The 15,227-nt window shown below is 72.4% G+C and carries 15 protein-coding genes; 8 read left to right on the forward strand and 7 right to left on the reverse strand.

The annotated features are described in order from the left end of the window. The first annotated feature begins 12 nt into the window (after positions 1-12). A complete protein-coding gene (locus AB0J76_RS20100) occupies positions 13-906 on the forward strand; it encodes a helix-turn-helix domain-containing protein (RefSeq protein WP_352325169.1) in 894 nt (297 codons plus the stop codon). A 54-nt stretch (positions 907-960) separates the two neighbouring features. Here the strand turns inward: AB0J76_RS20100 and AB0J76_RS20105 are convergent, their stop codons facing one another. Next, on the reverse strand, positions 961-1,464 hold the full coding sequence (locus AB0J76_RS20105; RefSeq protein WP_352325170.1) for a DUF2087 domain-containing protein: 504 nt from the start codon (positions 1,462-1,464) through the stop codon (positions 961-963). An 8-nt stretch (positions 1,465-1,472) separates the two neighbouring features. On the opposite strand from AB0J76_RS20105, the gene AB0J76_RS20110 reads away from it, so the two are divergent. After that, complete coding sequence (locus tag AB0J76_RS20110) at positions 1,473-2,036, forward strand: hypothetical protein (protein WP_352325171.1); 564 nt, start codon at positions 1,473-1,475, stop codon at positions 2,034-2,036. Between the two features lie 131 nt (positions 2,037-2,167). On the opposite strand, the gene AB0J76_RS20115 is transcribed toward AB0J76_RS20110, so the two are convergent. Genes AB0J76_RS20115 through AB0J76_RS20125 form a run of 3 tightly spaced genes read right to left on the reverse strand, consistent with a single transcriptional unit; the run spans position 2,168 to position 6,535 of the window. After that, complete coding sequence (locus tag AB0J76_RS20115; RefSeq protein WP_352325172.1) at positions 2,168-4,666, reverse strand: DUF3516 domain-containing protein; 2,499 nt, start codon at positions 4,664-4,666, stop codon at positions 2,168-2,170. A 45-nt stretch (positions 4,667-4,711) separates the two neighbouring features. After that, a complete protein-coding gene (locus AB0J76_RS20120; protein ID WP_352325173.1) occupies positions 4,712-5,245 on the reverse strand; it encodes an N-acetyltransferase family protein in 534 nt (177 codons plus the stop codon). 36 nt (positions 5,246-5,281) lie between these two features. Further along, positions 5,282-6,535: an acyltransferase gene (locus AB0J76_RS20125; RefSeq protein WP_352325174.1), complete on the reverse strand. Its 1,254-nt coding sequence runs from the start codon at positions 6,533-6,535 to the stop codon at positions 5,282-5,284. Positions 6,536-6,722: 187 nt separating this feature from the next. On the opposite strand from AB0J76_RS20125, the gene AB0J76_RS20130 reads away from it, so the two are divergent. Further along, positions 6,723-7,970 carry a sensor domain-containing protein gene (locus tag AB0J76_RS20130; RefSeq protein ID WP_364390085.1) on the forward strand — a complete coding sequence of 416 codons (1,248 nt, stop codon included), beginning with the start codon at positions 6,723-6,725 and terminating at the stop codon, positions 7,968-7,970. After that, positions 7,961-8,608 (forward strand): response regulator transcription factor, encoded by a 648-nt coding sequence (locus tag AB0J76_RS20135; RefSeq protein WP_352325176.1) that lies wholly within the window; start codon positions 7,961-7,963, stop codon positions 8,606-8,608. The genes AB0J76_RS20130 and AB0J76_RS20135 overlap by 10 nt, the downstream gene beginning before the upstream one ends. A gap of 182 nt (positions 8,609-8,790) precedes the next feature. Here the strand turns inward: AB0J76_RS20135 and mihF are convergent, their stop codons facing one another. From mihF to AB0J76_RS20150, 3 genes are all read right to left on the reverse strand, one after another. Then, positions 8,791-9,096 carry an integration host factor, actinobacterial type gene (gene mihF / locus AB0J76_RS20140; RefSeq protein WP_043641121.1) on the reverse strand — a complete coding sequence of 102 codons (306 nt, stop codon included), beginning with the start codon at positions 9,094-9,096 and terminating at the stop codon, positions 8,791-8,793. 101 nt (positions 9,097-9,197) lie between these two features. Further along, complete coding sequence (locus AB0J76_RS20145; RefSeq protein WP_352325177.1) at positions 9,198-9,602, reverse strand: heme-binding protein; 405 nt, start codon at positions 9,600-9,602, stop codon at positions 9,198-9,200. A gap of 108 nt (positions 9,603-9,710) precedes the next feature. After that, complete coding sequence (locus AB0J76_RS20150; protein ID WP_352325178.1) at positions 9,711-10,958, reverse strand: ROK family protein; 1,248 nt, start codon at positions 10,956-10,958, stop codon at positions 9,711-9,713. A gap of 23 nt (positions 10,959-10,981) precedes the next feature. Between AB0J76_RS20150 and AB0J76_RS20155 the strand changes: the two genes are divergently transcribed. The 4 genes from AB0J76_RS20155 to AB0J76_RS20170 all read left to right on the forward strand — a co-directional run bounded on the left by AB0J76_RS20155 (position 10,982) and on the right by AB0J76_RS20170 (position 15,219). Beyond that, positions 10,982-12,208: an MFS transporter gene (locus tag AB0J76_RS20155; protein WP_352325179.1), complete on the forward strand. Its 1,227-nt coding sequence runs from the start codon at positions 10,982-10,984 to the stop codon at positions 12,206-12,208. A gap of 253 nt (positions 12,209-12,461) precedes the next feature. Then, positions 12,462-13,493 (forward strand): LacI family DNA-binding transcriptional regulator, encoded by a 1,032-nt coding sequence (locus tag AB0J76_RS20160; RefSeq protein ID WP_352328135.1) that lies wholly within the window; start codon positions 12,462-12,464, stop codon positions 13,491-13,493. Then, the gene (locus tag AB0J76_RS20165; RefSeq protein ID WP_352328136.1) at positions 13,490-14,404 is read left to right on the forward strand and encodes a sugar ABC transporter permease; all 915 of its coding nucleotides are present in this window, start codon (positions 13,490-13,492) and stop codon (positions 14,402-14,404) included. Before AB0J76_RS20160 ends, AB0J76_RS20165 begins: the two co-directional genes overlap by 4 nt. After that, positions 14,401-15,219, forward strand: coding sequence for a carbohydrate ABC transporter permease (locus tag AB0J76_RS20170; protein WP_352328137.1), 819 nt, complete (start codon positions 14,401-14,403; stop codon positions 15,217-15,219). The genes AB0J76_RS20165 and AB0J76_RS20170 overlap by 4 nt, the downstream gene beginning before the upstream one ends. Positions 15,220-15,227 lie beyond the last annotated feature (8 nt).

A 15,227-nucleotide genomic window follows, 5' to 3' on the forward strand; every position in this document is an offset into this window, starting at 1 on the left:
GACGGTATGACCGTGACCGCTGAGAACCTGTCTGTTCCTGCTGCCGAGTTGATGATCGTCGGCCACTACGACAAGGCGGCCGGGTACGGCACCCGCCGCCCCCACGGCTCGCCGAGCTGGCTGCTGCTGTGGACCCAGGCGGGGGAGGGGCGGGTCGAGCAGGCGGGGGCGTCGTTCACCGTGCGGGAGGGGGACCTGGCGGTGCTCGGGCCGGGCTCGCCGCAGCGTTACCGGGTCGCGCCGGGCGCGGGGAGATGGCGGTTCTGGTGGGTGCACTTCCAGCCGCGCCCGTCCTGGACGGCCTGGCTCGCGCCGTACGCCCTGGCCACCGGCTGCCACCTCGTGGAGGGCGTGCCCGCCGGGGTGCGCGACCGCGCCGACCGGGCCTTCGACCGGGCGCTCCAGGACGCCCGCTGGATCCCCGGCCACACCGCCCCGGGCGCGCCGGCCGGGCCGCCGTCCGCGCCGGCGGTCGTCATGTCGAGTCCCGCCCGGGAGCTGGTGCTCGGGGCGGTGGAGGAGGTGCTGGTGCTGGCCACGGCTGCGGCGGGGGCCGTTCGCGACCCCGGGGCCGAGGGCGGCGACGAGCGGGTGCGCCGGGTGCTCGACCTCATCGCCGCCGAGCCCGAGGCCCAGCACTCGGTCGCCTCGCTGGCCCGCGCGGTGGCGCTGTCGCCGTCGAGGTTCGCGCACCTGTTCGCGGCCGAGACCGGCCAGACCCCGATGGGCGCCGTGCGCAGGGCGCGGGTGCGGCACGCCGCGAGCCTGCTGGAGGTGACCGACCTGGACGTCGGCCAGGTCGCCGCCGCCTCGGGGTTCGTCAGCCCGTTCCACTTCAGCCGCGCCTTCAGGCGCGAGTACGGCCTCCCGCCCCGCGACTACCGCGCCCGCCTGCGCCGCCCCTGACCCCCGTCAGCCCCGGCCCGCCCCACACCTCGACCGGCTCATACCTCGACCGGCTCAGACCTCGACCGGCCCGCCGCTGCGCCAGTAGACGTTGCCCTCCCTGGACAGCAGCCCCTCGTCCACCAGGTAGCGGCGCAGCGCCGCGAAGTCGTCGTGGAAGGCCCGCAGCGCCACGTTGACGTCGGCCTCGGGGTAACGCACGCCCGGCTCGAACACCCGCGAGACGTAACGCAGCACGATCAGCCGCTTGTCGCGGCGCATGCCCATGGTGGTCAGCCGGCCGTCGACCAGGAACGTGCGCAGCACCCGCTCCTCGGCGCTCAGCTCCGCGGGCGGCTCGGCCCGCTCCCGCAGCAGCTCGCGGAAGCGCTCCGGCCGCGCCCGCCACTTGCCGTCGTCGTCGCGCTCGGCCAGGCCGCCGCTGGCCAGGCGGTCGAGGGTCTTGGGGGGCAGGTCGCCGCTGTCACCGAGCACCAGGGACGCGAGTGCGCGCAGGGTGTCCTCCTGGCAGAGCAGCCCGAGCACGCGTCTGAGGTCTTCGTCGCTCACCCCTACCATTTTGTCCCATGATCGCAGCACTGTTCGTCGCCGTCGGCCTGGCCATCCCGGGCAACTTCCTGCTGTACGAGAAGGCCGCCGCCAAGAAGGACCCCAACCCCGAGCACAGCTGGACGGTGTCGGGCAAGAAGAACGCCCAGCTCGTCGTGAACCCGTGCCAGAAGGCCGGGCTGGGCCAGGCCGGTCGCACAGCGGCCAGGACGATCGTCTACACCTCGGTGCCCGACTACTCCAAGTCCGAGCAGGTGATCCTCTACTCCTCGCCGGAGGCGGCGGGCAAGGCGGTCGGCGAGCTCAGGGCGGCCGTCCGGGCCTGCGGCACCGCGGCGTACCGGTACGGCGCATCCAGGATCGCGCTCGGCGACGAGGGCCTGCTGGTCACCGGCCAGGCCTATGACCACGGCAAACCGGCCGTCGGCGGCGAGCGGGCCGTCGTGACCCGCCGCGCCAACGCCCTGATCGTCTACACGGCCGGCGGCGAGTGGGGCAAGCCCGCCAAGACCGACTTCAGCCGGCAGCGGAAGGACGCGGGCACGATGCTCGCCAAGATCTGCACGCTCGCGGAGTGCTGAATGTCTCGATCTTGAGACGTCGCCATGACCGGACGCCTACTTTCGCCGTCCGACAATGAAGCGACAAGCCGGTGCCGGAACGCCCTTGCCAGTCCGTTCCGGCACACGGCTTGTTCTCTGTCCGCGGCCGCTCAGAGCCGGTTGAGGCCGAGCACGTGCAGCACGGCCCGGCCCTCCTCGTCGGAGGCGGTCAGGTCGACCTGGGCGTCGATGCCCCAGTCGCCGTCGCCGGCCGGGTCCTTGATCGTCTGGCGTACCCGCCACAGGCCGCTCTCCTCCTCGATCCGCAGCAGCGCGGGCCCGCGCGCGTCGGCGTCGGTGAAGATCTCCTCGTGGTCGGCGTAGTACGCGTCGAGCGCCGCGCCCCAGTCGACGTCGGGGGCGAGCTCCTCCAGCTCGTCCTCCTTCTCGATGGCGCACAGCTCGACCAGCCGGAACATGGCGTTGCGCACCAGCACCCGGAAGGCCCGCGGGTTGGCCGTGACCGGCCGCACCTTGGTCTCCAGCTGCGCCTGGCGCTCCAGCGCCTCCTCGGGGTTGGTCAGCTTCTCCCACTCGTCGATCAGCGAGGAGTCGACCTGGCGGACCAGCTCGCCCAGCCACTCGATGAGATCGACCAGGTCCTCGGTCTTCAGGTGCTCGGGGACCGTGCGCGACAACGTGCGGTAGGCGTCGGCCAGGTAGCGCAGCACCGTGCCCTCGGAGCGGGCCAGCTCGTAGAACTGGATGTACTCGCCGAACGTCATCGCGCGCTCGAACATGTCGCGCACCACCGACTTCGGGCTGACCGTGTAGTCGCCGACCCACGGGTGGCCGCGCCGGTAGGTCTCGTACGCCCCGAGCAGCAGGTCGTCGAGCGGCATCGGGTACATGACCTCGGCGAGCTGCTCCATGCGCTCCTCGTACTCGAGGCCGTCGGCCTTCATCTGGGCGACCGCCTCGCCGCGCGCCTTCTTCAGCTGCGCCGACAGGATCTGGCGGGGGTCGTCGAGGATGGACTCGACGATCGAGACCATGTCCAGCGCGTACGAGGGCGACTCGCGGTCGAGCAGGTCGAAGGCGGCCAGCGCGAAGGTGGACAGCGCCTGGTTGAGCGCGAAGTCCTCCTGCAGCTCGATCGTCAGCCGGGCCCGCCGGCCCTGCTCGTCGGGCTCGGCGAACTGCTCGACGATGCCGCCGGCCAGCAACGAGCGGTAGATGGCGATGGCCTGGCTGATGTGCCGCCGCTGCCACTTGCGGTCTTCGTGGTTGTCGGTGAGCAGGTGTCTCATCGCCTGGAAGCAGTCGCCCGGCCGGTTGATCACGGCCAGCAGCATCGCGTTGCTCACCTTGAAGCGGGAGTTGAGCGGCTCGGGCTCGGCCTGCTGCAACTTCTCGAACGTCTCCTCGCTCCAGCCGACGAACCCCTCCGGCGGCTTCTTGCGCGCGTAGCCGCGCCGGCGCTTGGGGTCGTCGCCGATCTTGGCCAGCGCCTTGGCGTTCTCGATGTCGTGCTCGGGTGCCTGGCAGGCGACGTAGCCGATGGTGTCGAAGCCCGCGCGGCCGGCCCGCCCGGCGATCTGGTGGAACTCGCGGGCGCGCAGCCGGCGGACCTTGTTGCCGTCGTACTTGGACAGGGCGGTGAACAGGACCGTGCGGATGGGCACGTTGACGCCGACGCCGAGCGTGTCGGTGCCGCAGATGACCTTCAGCAGCCCGGCCTGGGCCAGCCGCTCCACCAGCCGCCGGTACTTGGGCAGCATGCCGGCGTGGTGGACGCCGATGCCGTGCTTGACCAGCCGCGACAGCGCCCGGCCGAACCGGGTGGTGAACCGGAAGCCGCCGATCATCGCGGCGATGGCCTCCTTCTCGGCCTTGGTCGCCATGTTGATCGACATGAGCGCCTGGGCCCGTTCCATGGCCGCGGCCTGCGTGAAGTGCACGACGTAGACGGGGGCCTGCCCGGTGGTGAGCATCTCCTCCAGCGTCTCGTGCAGCGGCGTCATCCGGTAGGAGTACACCAGCGGCACCGGCCGCTCGGCGTGCTTGACCACCGCCGTGGGCCGCCCGGTGCGCCTGGTCAGGTCGCGCTCGAACATCGACACGTCGCCGAGCGTGGCCGACATCAGCACGAACTGCACGTTGGGCAGCTCCAGCAGCGGCACCTGCCAGGCCCACCCGCGGTCGGGCTCGGCGTAGAAGTGGAACTCGTCCATCACGACCTGGCCGATGTCGGCCGCCGCGCCGTCGCGCAGGGCCACGTTGGCCAGGATCTCGGCCGTGCAGCAGATGATCGGCGCGCCCGGGTTGACGCTGGCGTCGCCGGTCATCATGCCGACGTTGGCGGTGCCGAAGACGGCGCACAGGTCGAAGAACTTCTCCGACACCAGCGCCTTGATCGGCGCGGTGTAGAACGTGCGGACGTCTCTGGTCAGCGCGGCGAAGTGGGCCCCGGCGGCGACCAGCGACTTGCCCGAGCCGGTCGGCGTGGCCAGGATCAGGTTGCTGCCGGAGACGACCTCGATGAGGGCCTCCTCCTGGGCGGGATAGAGCGTGAGCCCCCGTTCGGCGTTCCAGGCGACGAACGCGTCGAATATGACGTCGGGGTCGGCGTCGATGTCTTCCGGCAGGCGGTCAACGAGAAGGCTCACGTATCTATCCTGCCGAAGTTTGCCGGGTGGTCGAACCCGCCGCCCCTAGCGGAGGTCGAGTTGCATCAGCACGGTGTCGATCCAGCGGCCGTGCTTGAACCCCACGTTGCTCAGCCGTCCCGCCTCCTGGAACCCGAAGGCGGCGTGCAGCCGCAGCGAGGCGGGGTCGCCGCCGTCGGCGATCACCGCGATCAGGGTGCGCGCGTCGGTCGCCGAGGCCCGCCGGACCAGCTCGCCCAGCAGCAGGCGGCCGAGCCCGCGGCCGGTGGAGCCGGGCGCGAGGTAGATCGAGTCCTCCAGGCTGTGGCGGTAGGCGGGCTTGGGCCGGTACTGGCTGAGGTAGGCGTAGCCGGTGATCGCGCCGGAGACCGGCCCGCCGTCCGCCCCGCTGTCCGCGCTGTCGTCCTGAGCCACCAGGAACGGCAGCCCCGCCGCCGCGAGCGCCGCCGCCTTGGCCCGCCACTCCTCGGCCCCCGGCGGGGTCTCGTCGAACGTGGCCACGCCGCCGGTGACGTAATGGGCGTAGATGGCGGTCACGGCGGGCAGGTCGGCCTCGGTCAGGTCGCGGATCGTCGTCATGCCGCCCGATTGTGGCCGGGACGCGTTTCGCCGGTGTTACGCGCGGGCCTTCGGCGCCGTCAGCAGCAGGCCGCCGAGCACCGCGAGCACCGCCAGGAACGGGCCGCCGCCCGGCGCGAAGCCGCCCACGGTCAGCGTCAGGATCCCGGCCCCGACCAGCCCCGCGGCCACCAGCATGACCCCGCGGCCGGCGGTCCCGTACGGCAGCGACGGCGGCGTCTCGAACCTCGCGAACGCCCGCACCAGCCCCCACATGACCAGGCACAACATCCCGAACCACACCGGCCACCCGGCGAACCAGAACAGGCTGCCCGGCTCCGGCGTCTCCACGCCCAGCAGCACCACGACCACGCCGGTCACGGCGAACAGCGCGGGCATGTGCCACAGGTAGACCGTCATGATCCGCGGGCCGGCCCAGTCCAGGACGCGGCGCAGGGGCAGCCGGACCAGCCAGGGGCGCAGCAGCACGGCCAGGCCGATCTGGCCGACGCCGACGGCCATGATGGCCAGCGTGGGCGGGGCCATGTTGGACACCTCGGCGCCGGGCAGGCCGATCATGCTGCCGGGGTAGGGGCCGAACCCGACCAGCAGCGCCGCCACGCCGAATCCGCCGGCCGCCAGCAACGCGGCCATCCGCACCCGGCCCTCGGCGTAGAAGAAGCCGATCTGGTGGACGGCCAGCCACACGAAGACGATGTTCACATAGCCGGCCGCCTCCAGGCCGGTCGAGAAGCGCACGACGTCCGTCAGCGCCGCCCCGGCAGCCAGCGCGACGGGGACGAGCACGCCGAACCTGCGGTGCAGGCGCAGCGCGTACGGCGTGACCGTGACCGCGATCAGGTACACGGCCAGGAACCACAGCAGCTGCCCGGTCAGCTTGGCGCCCACCGCCAGCGGCTGCTCCGGCACCCCCAGCGTGAGCAGCACGTGGGGCAGCGGGATCCACACCGCCGCCAGCGGCAGCAACGGCCAGGCGAGCCTGCGCAACCGCCCGGCCAGCCACTGCTGGTCGCTCTTGGCCGAGCGGCCGCGGCTGATCGCGTTGGCCGCGCCGCCGGCGAAGAAGACCAGCGGCATGACCTGGCTGAGCCACGTCACCACCCACACCCCCGGCGTGGACAGCGCGTTGCCCGTGGTCAGCCGGCCGCCCTCGTAGGACAGGACGGGGATCGTCCAGTGCTGCAGCACGATGAGCGCCATGCCGAGCACGCGCAGCAGGTCGATGAACGGGTCCCTGGCCGTCGCGCGCGGCGCCCGTACCGGGGCGGGACGGTCGAGCAGGACGGTCATGGGGGAGCCTCGTTTCGAGCGGGGGAGCGGATGACTCAAGGCTTCCGTCCCGGACGCTCGGGCACACTGCCGCGGACCGCCGTCTTCAGGTCAAGATCACACCACCATGGAGGGTAGGGCCAGCCCTACCCTCGGACGCCTGCGTACCTGCTCGTACCGGCCCGCCGGGGGACTTAGCCTTCATTGCATGCGCTCCCTGATGAGGCGTGTCCTTCTCGACACCCGCTACACGCTGGTCGGTTTCCCGACGGCCGTCATCGGCTTCGTGACCATGGTCGCCGGTTTCGCGGCGGGCGTCGGCACCGCGATCGTGTGGATCGGCGTGCCGCTGCTGGCCGGCACGCTCCTGGTCGCGAGGGGTTTCGCCGACGCCGAGCGCGGCTGGCTCTCCGACGTGCTCAAGCGCCCGCCGGTGCGGCCGCGTTACCGTCCGGCGCCCGAGGGGGCGGGCCGCTTCCGCCGCATCGTCAACCCGCTGACCAACGGCCAGTCGTGGCTCGACCTGCTGCACGGCATCCTGAACTTCCCCTTCGCCATCCTGTCGTTCGTGCTGACCGTGGTGTTCTGGGCGATCCCGATCCTCGGGCTGACCTATCCGCTCTACGGCGTGGTCACCTCGCGCATCCCCGGCAACGCGGAGCTGCCCGAGCTGCTCGGGCTGGGCTCCGGCTACCTGGTGAACACGATCTTCTACGTCTCGCTCGGCCTGGTCTTCACGTTCGTCCTGCCGTTCGTGGTGCGCGGGGCCGCGCTGGTGCGGGCCGGGCTCGGCCGGGCGCTGCTGACCGGGGTCGCCGAGCTGCAGGAGCGCATCGACGACCTGGCCGAGGGCCGGGCGGCGGCCGTCTCCGCCGAGGCCAACGCGCTGCGCAAGCTGGAGCGCGACATCCATGACGGCCCGCAGCAGCGCCTGGTCTCCCTGGCCATGGAGCTGTCCAGGGCGCAGCGGCAGCTCGCCAAGGACCCCGAGGCCGCCTCGGCCACGATCAGCTCGGCGATCAGCGCCACCCGCGAGACGCTCGACGAGCTGCGTGCCCTCTCGCGCGGCATCGCGCCGCCCATCCTGTCCGACCGCGGCCTCGCGCCCGCCCTCGCCGCCCTCGCCGGCCGCTGCACGGTGCCGGTCGACCTCGACGTGCAGATCGTGGGCCGCTTCCAGGCGGCGATCGAGAACGCGATCTACTTCGTCTGCGCGGAAACCCTGACCAACGTGGCCAAACACAGCCGCGCGACCATCTGCACGGTTCAGCTGCTCCGCATCGGTGACGTCCTCATGCTCACGATCGGGGATGATGGTGTCGGCGGCGCACACGTCGCCAAGGGACACGGCCTGGCCGGTCTGGCCGACCGGCTCCGGGCCGTCGACGGGGAGCTCACCGTCAGGTCGCCGGACGGCGGGCCGACGGTGATCGTGGCGGAGGTGCCGTGCGCGTAGTCGTGGCCGATGACGCGGTCCTGATCAGGGAGGGCCTGGTCAGGCTGCTGGAGGAGTTCGGCTGCGAGGTGGTCGCCACCGTGGGTGACGGCGACGCCCTCGTGGAGGCGATCGTCGAGCACAGACCCGACGTGTCGGTGGTCGACGTGCGCATGCCGCCGTCGTTCACGGACGAGGGGCTGCGGGCGGCGGTCGAGGCCCGGCGCCGGGTGCCCGGCGCCCCGGTGCTCATCCTGTCGCAGTACGTCGAGGTCTCCTACGCCGACGACCTGCTCGCCGACGCCCGTGGCGCGGTGGGCTACCTGCTGAAGGACCGGGTCGTCGACGTCGACGAGTTCCTGGAGGGCCTGCGGCGGGTGGCGGCGGGAGGCACCGTGTTCGATCCGCAGGTGGTGTCCCAGTTGATGGTCCGCAGACGCAAGGACGACCCGCTGGCGCAGCTCACGCCGCGCGAGCGCGAGGTGCTCGGGCTGATGGCCGAGGGCAAGTCCAACCCGGCCATCGGGCGGCAGCTCGTCATCAGCGACGGCGCCGTGGAGAAGCACATCAGGAGCATCTTCAACAAGCTGGGCCTCTACGCCGAGGACAGCGACCAGCATCGCCGCGTGCTCGCCGTGCTGGCCTACCTGAGGTCCTGACCTCCGCCTGTCATTGCCCGAGGTCCTGACCCTCGCCTGCGACTGCCTGAGGCCGGCTGCCTGAGGTTGACCCCTCGGCCGGGCCCGCCGTGGAGCGTGCGCCGCTCTCCGGCCCCTCCTGGCCCTACGAGGGGTCGCCGGCCGGTCCGCGCGACAGCGCGCGCGGACCCGGCCGCCCGGTCCTAGCCGAGCGCGTCGACCAGCTTCTTGCGCTGCTGGGCGCCGAGGCCGCCGAGACGGCGCTTCTCGTCGACGCCGGCCTCCTCCATCAGCGCGGTGGCCTTGGCCGGGCCGACGCCCTTGACGGCGCGCAGGGCCTGGGACACCTTGATCTTCTTGGCGATGTCGTCGTCGCGCTCCAGGAGCTGGGCGAAGGTCAGCTCTCCCGCCTTGACCTTGGCGAGCAGGGCCGTGCGGGCCGCGCGGGCCTCGGCCGCCTTCGCCAGAGCCGCCTGACGCTGCTCGGGGGTGAGAGTGGGAAGTGCCATCTCGTTCTCTCCTCGGGGAGTTGGGTTCGGGAAACTGTTTCCCGTGGTGCAGTGGCTAATCATGGCGGATACCAGCGGTTCGTGTTGCGGAAAGCGCCCGCTCAACGAGTCCGCCACACCAGGGCGGCCGCTTCGGCGCACGCCACGTCCTGGCTGATCGTGCCGCCGCTGACCCCCACGCCGCCGGCCACCCGTTCCCCTTCGCCGTTGTCCGCCCAGAGGGGGATGCCACCCCCGAAACAGACGAATCGCTCACCCGCCAGACCGAAGAGCTCCCCGCCCGGCGCCACCAGCGCGGCGAGGTCCGCGGTGGCCGCGCGAAGGGCCACCGACGTGTACGCCTTGCCCGGCGCGAGCACCGGCCCGGCGATCTCCGCACCCGCCATACGCTGGAAAGACACCAGATGTCCGCCCGCGTCCACGACCGCCACCGAGACCAGCGCGCCCTCCCGGACGGCCTGCTTCAGAGCGGCCTCGGTCATGCGGAGCGCGAGTTCGAGATCCACGCGTTCCCACCCCCCGTCGATGATCGTGAGCGCGCCGGGCCCTTCCATCCGTACAGCGCCGGGGGAGGGGGCGCAAGATCGCCTGGTCGGGGCTCGTGCTGCCGGAAGTTATTGCAAGATTTTCCTCTTCAGGGTGGAATGCGTCACATTTCGTGATCCGGGCGTGTCGGCGCCCTGGTCGGGGCCCCTTTCGCGCCATCTCTCCAGCCCTTCGGGGGTCAGGAAGGCGTCGAACACCGACTCCATGGCCCCCAGCAGGGCGGCGCGCCAGCCCAGCGCGGCGGCCTCGATCCGGGGCGGACGCTCCCGCCGGATGGCCATCAGCGCGGGCCGGCAGGAGTCCGCCAGGGCCTCGCCCGCGCGCTCCAGCAGCGCGACGCCGTGCCCGGAGAGCGTGACGACCTCGGGGTCGTGCGCGTTGACCAGGGCGGCGATGCCCAGCCCGAGCGCGCGGGCCCCGGCCTCGACCGCCTCCGGGCTGCCGGCCAGCACCTCCTCCGCCTGCGCGCGGCCCCGGCCGCCGCCGTGGGCCAGGCCCACGTGGCGCAGCAGCGCGTTCGCGCCCACCTCCTGGCCCCAGCAGCCGGTCGCGCCGCACGCGCACGGCCGGTCGCCGCCGCCCAGCGGCATGTGGCCGAACTCGGCGCCCGGCCCGCTCGCGCCGTCCAGCGGCCGGCCGTCCACGACGAGGACGCCGCCGAGGTCGAAGTCCACGTGCAGGTGCAGGCCCACCCGCACGCCGCGCAGCCGTCCGCGCCGGGCCTCGGCCAGGGCGGCCAGGCCCGTGTCGTTGCCCACCAGGACGGGGTCGGGGCCGGCCGGGCGCCAGGCGAGGCCCAGCAGCCGGGGCACGTCCACCGACCGCCAGCCCAGGTGGGCGATGTCCACCAGCCCGTCGTGCCGGACGGGGCCGGCGAGGGCCACCCCGAGGCCGATCACCCGCCGCGACAGGTGGTCGGCCACCGCCTGGCCGAGCGAGGCCAGGGCGCCCTCCGGGGTGCCGTCGTGCGGCTGGACCTCCAGCACGCTCACCCGTCCGCCCAGCTCGCACGCCGCCAGCTCCCAGGCGTCCTCGCGCACGTCGGCGGCCAGGGCCAGCGGGCCCTGCGGGTGGGGGCCGGGCACCTGGGTGGGGCGTCCCCTGGTGTGCCCGGCGGTGTGCCCGGAGGCGGGCTCCTCGTGCAGCAGGGCGTCCTCGGCCAGGCCGGCGACGAGCACCGACGCCGTGCCCCTGGCCAGGTTGAGGTCCCGGGTGAGCTGCGACCTGGTACGGGTCGCCGCGCAGTCGTGCACCGCGCGCAGCAGCCGGACCCGGTTGTGCGCGCGAAGTTCGCCGCTCGTCGTAGCACTTTTCACAACTCCCAGCTTATGCTCTAGGCGTGAACAAAAGCCTCATTGATGCCAGACGTGCACGTGTCGGAGTCTTCGGTCTCTTTTCCCTCAGTGGATTCGTGATGGGCCTGTGGGCGGCCGGCCTGCCCTCGTTGAACGACCGCCTCGGCCTCGGCGCCGCCAGGCTGGGCACCGTCCTGTTGCTGATCTCCGGCGGCGCGCTGGTGTCGATGCTGGTGGCCGGGCGGCTGGTGGACAGGTGGTCGAGCCGGCGGGTGTCCTGGATCGGCGGGCCGCTGTCGGCCGTGCTGCTCCTCGGGCCCGCGCTGGCCCCCTCGTACGGGCCGCTGATGGCGCTCGCGCTGGCGTTCGGGATGGGGCTGGGGGTGGTCGAGGTCGCCATCAACGCCCACTCCGTCGAGGTCGAGCGGGTCTACGGACGGCCCATCATCTCGGCCTTCCACGGCACGTGGAGCCTGGGCGGGGCGGCCGGCGGCGTGCTGACGTCCCTCGCGCTGCGGGCGTCGGTCGACCCGCAGGCGCTGCTGGTGGCGGGGGCGCTCGTCGTCCCGTTCCTGTACCTGCTGGCCTGCCGCCTGCTGCTGCCCGACGCCGCCCGGCAGGCCGGCGAGCAGGCGGAGGGCGGCGAGGGCGGCGGCACGCTGAAGTGGGCGCTGATCGCGCTGCTCGGGGTGGCGGCCTTCGCCGGGCACCTGAGCGAGGGCGCGGCCATCGACTGGGCCGCCCTGCACGCCCGCTGGGTGCTGCACACCGACCCGGCCGACGCGCCGCTGGCCTACACGATCTTCTCGGTCGCGATGACGACCGTCCGCCTGCTCGGCGACCCGATCAGGGCCAGGCTCGGCTCCGTGCGCACGATCCAGCTCGCCGGCGGCTTCGCCACCCTCGGGTACGTCCTGGTGCTCGCCGCCCCGGCGCTCGGCGGGCCGCTGCGCGTGGTGTGCGCGTGGACCGGCTGGGCGCTGGCCGGCGTGGGGCTGGCCACGGTCGTGCCGGTGCTGTTCAGCGCCGTGGGCGCGGCGGGCGGTCCAGTGGGCCGCGCCCTGGCCATGGTGACGGCCTTCGGCTACAGCGGGCTGCTGCTCGGCCCGGCGGTCCTCGGGTACGTGGCCGAGGCCACGAAGTCGCTGCCGGTCGCCCTGATCATCCCGGCCGTCCTGGCCGCCGTCGTCGCGCTCAGCGGCGCCCCGGGCATCCGCCTGCTCACCCGGCAGTCGCCGCCCGCCCCCGTCCCGGCAGAACGTCCCGCGTAGCGACAGAACGTCCCGCGTAGCGGCCGGACGTTCCGTGTGGCCGCTCGGGTGTCCCCGGGCCCTGAGCCGCCACTGACGCGCCCGCTTCCCGAATCCGGGGGAGCGGGCGCTCTTGTTGCACCCATATGCCCGCTGACCTGGCGTTATGGGATCGTGACTTGACCCTGAAGTGAGGGCCCGGTTTCATGTGCGAAACACGGTAAACGTTTACAGACACTTTCCCGTAAACGTTTACGTTCTTGGAAGGACAGCCTTGGCCGACGGACCCACGATCACCACGATCGCCGAGCGCGCCGGTGTCTCGATCGCCTCCGTCTCGCGGGTCCTCAACGGCCTGCCGACCAGGCAGGAGACCGTGCGCAAGGTGATGGCCGCCGCCGACGAGCTGGGCTACGTGCGCAACGCCGTGGCCAGGTCGCTCAAGTCCCGGCGCACCCACCAGGTCGCCTTCGCCATGGCCGACGTCGGCAACCCCGCCTACCTGGCGATGCTGCGCCAGATCCAGCCGGTGCTCAAGGCGGCCGGCTACCGGCTCGTCCTGCACTCGACCGACGCCGTCGTGGCCGACGAGATCGACGTGCTGCACAGCCTGGGCGAGCGGTACGTGGACGGGCTGATCATGAGCCCGCTCCGGGTCACCGACGCCCACCTGCAGATGCTGGCCGCGGCCAGGGCGCCCGTCGTGATCATCGGCACGGTGCCGGAGGGCACGCCGGTGGACAACGTACGGGCCGACTCGCGCACCGGCGTCAAGCTCGCCGTGGACCACCTGTACGCGCTCGGCCGCCGGCGCATCGCGCTGGTCAACGGCCCGCCCGACACCTGGCCGGGCGCCTCGCGCGGCGCGGCCTACCGCGAGGCGCTGGAGCAGCTCGGCCTGCCCTACGACGACGACCTGGTCCAGATCGGCGACTTCTACCGCGCGCAGGGGGGCCGCGCGGTGGCCGAGCTGCTGGACCGGGCGCCCGACGTCGACGCGCTGATGTGCGCCAACGACCTGATCGCGCTCGGCGCCCTCGACGTGCTGCGCGCCGCCGGCCGCCGGGTGCCCGAGGACGTGGCGGTGGTCGGCATGGACGACACCGACCTGGCCGCCGCGTCCTGGCCGTCGCTGTCGAGCGTCTCGCTCGGCTCGGCCGAACGCGGCAAAGTCGCCGCCGAGCTGCTGCTCGACCGGCTGAACGGCGACGACGCCGCGCCGCGCGTGATCACCGTCCCGCCGCGCCTGGTGGTGCGGGCCTCGACGGCGGGCGAGACCTACGGACATGAGGGAGGCAGGACGTGACCGCGACCGTGACGACGGCGGCACCGCCCCGGCGCCCGCCTTCCCGGCGGCGTCCCAAGTCGCGCAGGAACCGCGAGATGTGGCTGCTCATGCTGCCCGCGCTGGTGCCCGTCGCGCTGTTCAGCGTCGGCCCGCTGCTGTACGGCATCGGCCTGGCCTTCACCGACGCCCGCAACACGCGCGTCCACGAGACCAGCTTCGTCGGCCTGGAGAACTTCGGCCGGCTGCTCACCGACGACGACTTCTGGGCCTCCTTCCGGATCGGCGCGATCTGGTCGGTCTCGGTGACCGTGCTGCAGTTCCTGGCCGCGCTCGGCCTGGCGGTGCTGCTCAACCAGAACCTGCGCTTCAGGACCCTGGCCCGGGTGCTCGCGGTGGTGCCGTGGGCGATGCCGCCGGTGGTCATCGGCCTGATGTGGAAGCTCGTCTACCACCCCGACGCGGGCATCCTGAACAGCCTGCTCGGCACGCACGTCAACTGGCTGGCCGACTTCTCGCTCGCGCTGCCCGCGATCATCGTGGTGGGCGTCTGGACCGGCATGCCGCAGACCACCGTGGTCCTGCTCGCCGGGCTCCAGGGCATCCCCAGGGAGCTCTACGAGGCCGGCGAGGTCGACGGCGCGGGCCGCTGGCGGCGGTTCTGGAGCATCACGCTCCCGCAGCTGCGGCCGGTGATCGTGTCGATCACCTCGCTCGACTTCGTGTGGAACATCAACCAGTTCGGCCTGGTCTACGTGCTCACCCAGGGCGGGCCCGGCGGCCAGACCCGGCTGCCGATGTTGTTCGCCTACGAGGAGGCCTTCCGCTACCGGATGGCCGGATACGCCTCGATGCTCGGCCTGGCCATGGCGATCGTCGTGCTCGCCGTGCTCGGCCTGTACCTGTGGCGCCAGATGAGGGAGGCCCGATGAGACGCGCCCCGCAGTACCTCGCGCTGGTCGCCTACATCGTCTTCCTGGCCTTCCCGCTGTTCTGGCTGCTGTCGACGGCGCTGAAGACGCCCCAGGAGATGGCGCTGGCCGACCCGACGTGGATCCCGCGCGAGCCGACCCTGTCCAACTTCTCCGACGCCTTCGGCGAGCAGGACCTGATCGGCGCGGCCGGCCGCAGCCTGGTCGTGGCGCTGTTCAGCAGCGTGATCACCGTGCTGATCTCGCTGCCGGCCTCGTACGCCATGGCCCGTTACCGCAGCCTGCTCAACAAGGTCGCGATCGGGTGGGTGCTGGTCAGCCAGGTCTTCCCGTTCATCCTGATCATCATCCCGCTCTTCATGATCCTGCGGGATCTGGAGCTGGTGAACACCCTGCCGGGGCTCGTCGTCGTGCACGTGACGTTCACGCTGCCGTTCGCGCTGTGGATGCTCCAGGGCTACGTGCGGGCCGTGCCGCGCGAGCTGGAGGAGGCCGCGGCCGTCGACGGCGCGACGCGGCTGCGCTCGATCGCCAGCGTGGTGGCGCCGCTGCTCGCGCCCGGCGTGGTGGCCACGCTGCTGTTCTCGTTCATCTCGTCGTGGAACGAGTTCCTGTTCGCGCTCGTGATCCTCCAGGACCCCGACGTGATGACACTCCCGCTCACGCTGGTGCGGTTCACCGGCCCCGAGGGGGTGGCCAGGCTCGGCCCGCTGGCCGCGGCGTCGCTCATGGCGACGATCCCGAGCCTGATCTTCTTCGCAATCATTCAGCGGCGACTGAAGTCCGGCCTGATGGCCGGCGCCGTGAAGGGCTAGTAGGAGGC

It is taken from the genome of Nonomuraea sp. NPDC049624 (assembly GCF_040675255.1).
Lineage (GTDB): Bacteria > Actinomycetota > Actinomycetes > Streptosporangiales > Streptosporangiaceae > Nonomuraea.

Bases quoted from the DNA above. Each gene is read 5' to 3' on its own strand.
- AB0J76_RS20105 (WP_352325170.1), bottom strand. From the start codon at position 1,464: ATGGTAGGGGTGAGCGACGAAGACCTCAGACGCGTGCTCGGGCTGCTC.
- AB0J76_RS20110 (WP_352325171.1), top strand. From the start codon at position 1,473: ATGATCGCAGCACTGTTCGTCGCCGTCGGCCTGGCCATCCCGGGCAAC.
- AB0J76_RS20120 (WP_352325173.1), bottom strand. From the start codon at position 5,245: ATGACGACGATCCGCGACCTGACCGAGGCCGACCTGCCCGCCGTGACC.
- AB0J76_RS20125 (WP_352325174.1), bottom strand. From the start codon at position 6,535: ATGACCGTCCTGCTCGACCGTCCCGCCCCGGTACGGGCGCCGCGCGCG.
- AB0J76_RS20130 (WP_364390085.1), top strand. From the start codon at position 6,723: ATGCGCTCCCTGATGAGGCGTGTCCTTCTCGACACCCGCTACACGCTG.
- mihF (WP_043641121.1), bottom strand. From the start codon at position 9,096: ATGGCACTTCCCACTCTCACCCCCGAGCAGCGTCAGGCGGCTCTGGCG.
- AB0J76_RS20170 (WP_352328137.1), top strand. From the start codon at position 14,401: ATGAGACGCGCCCCGCAGTACCTCGCGCTGGTCGCCTACATCGTCTTC.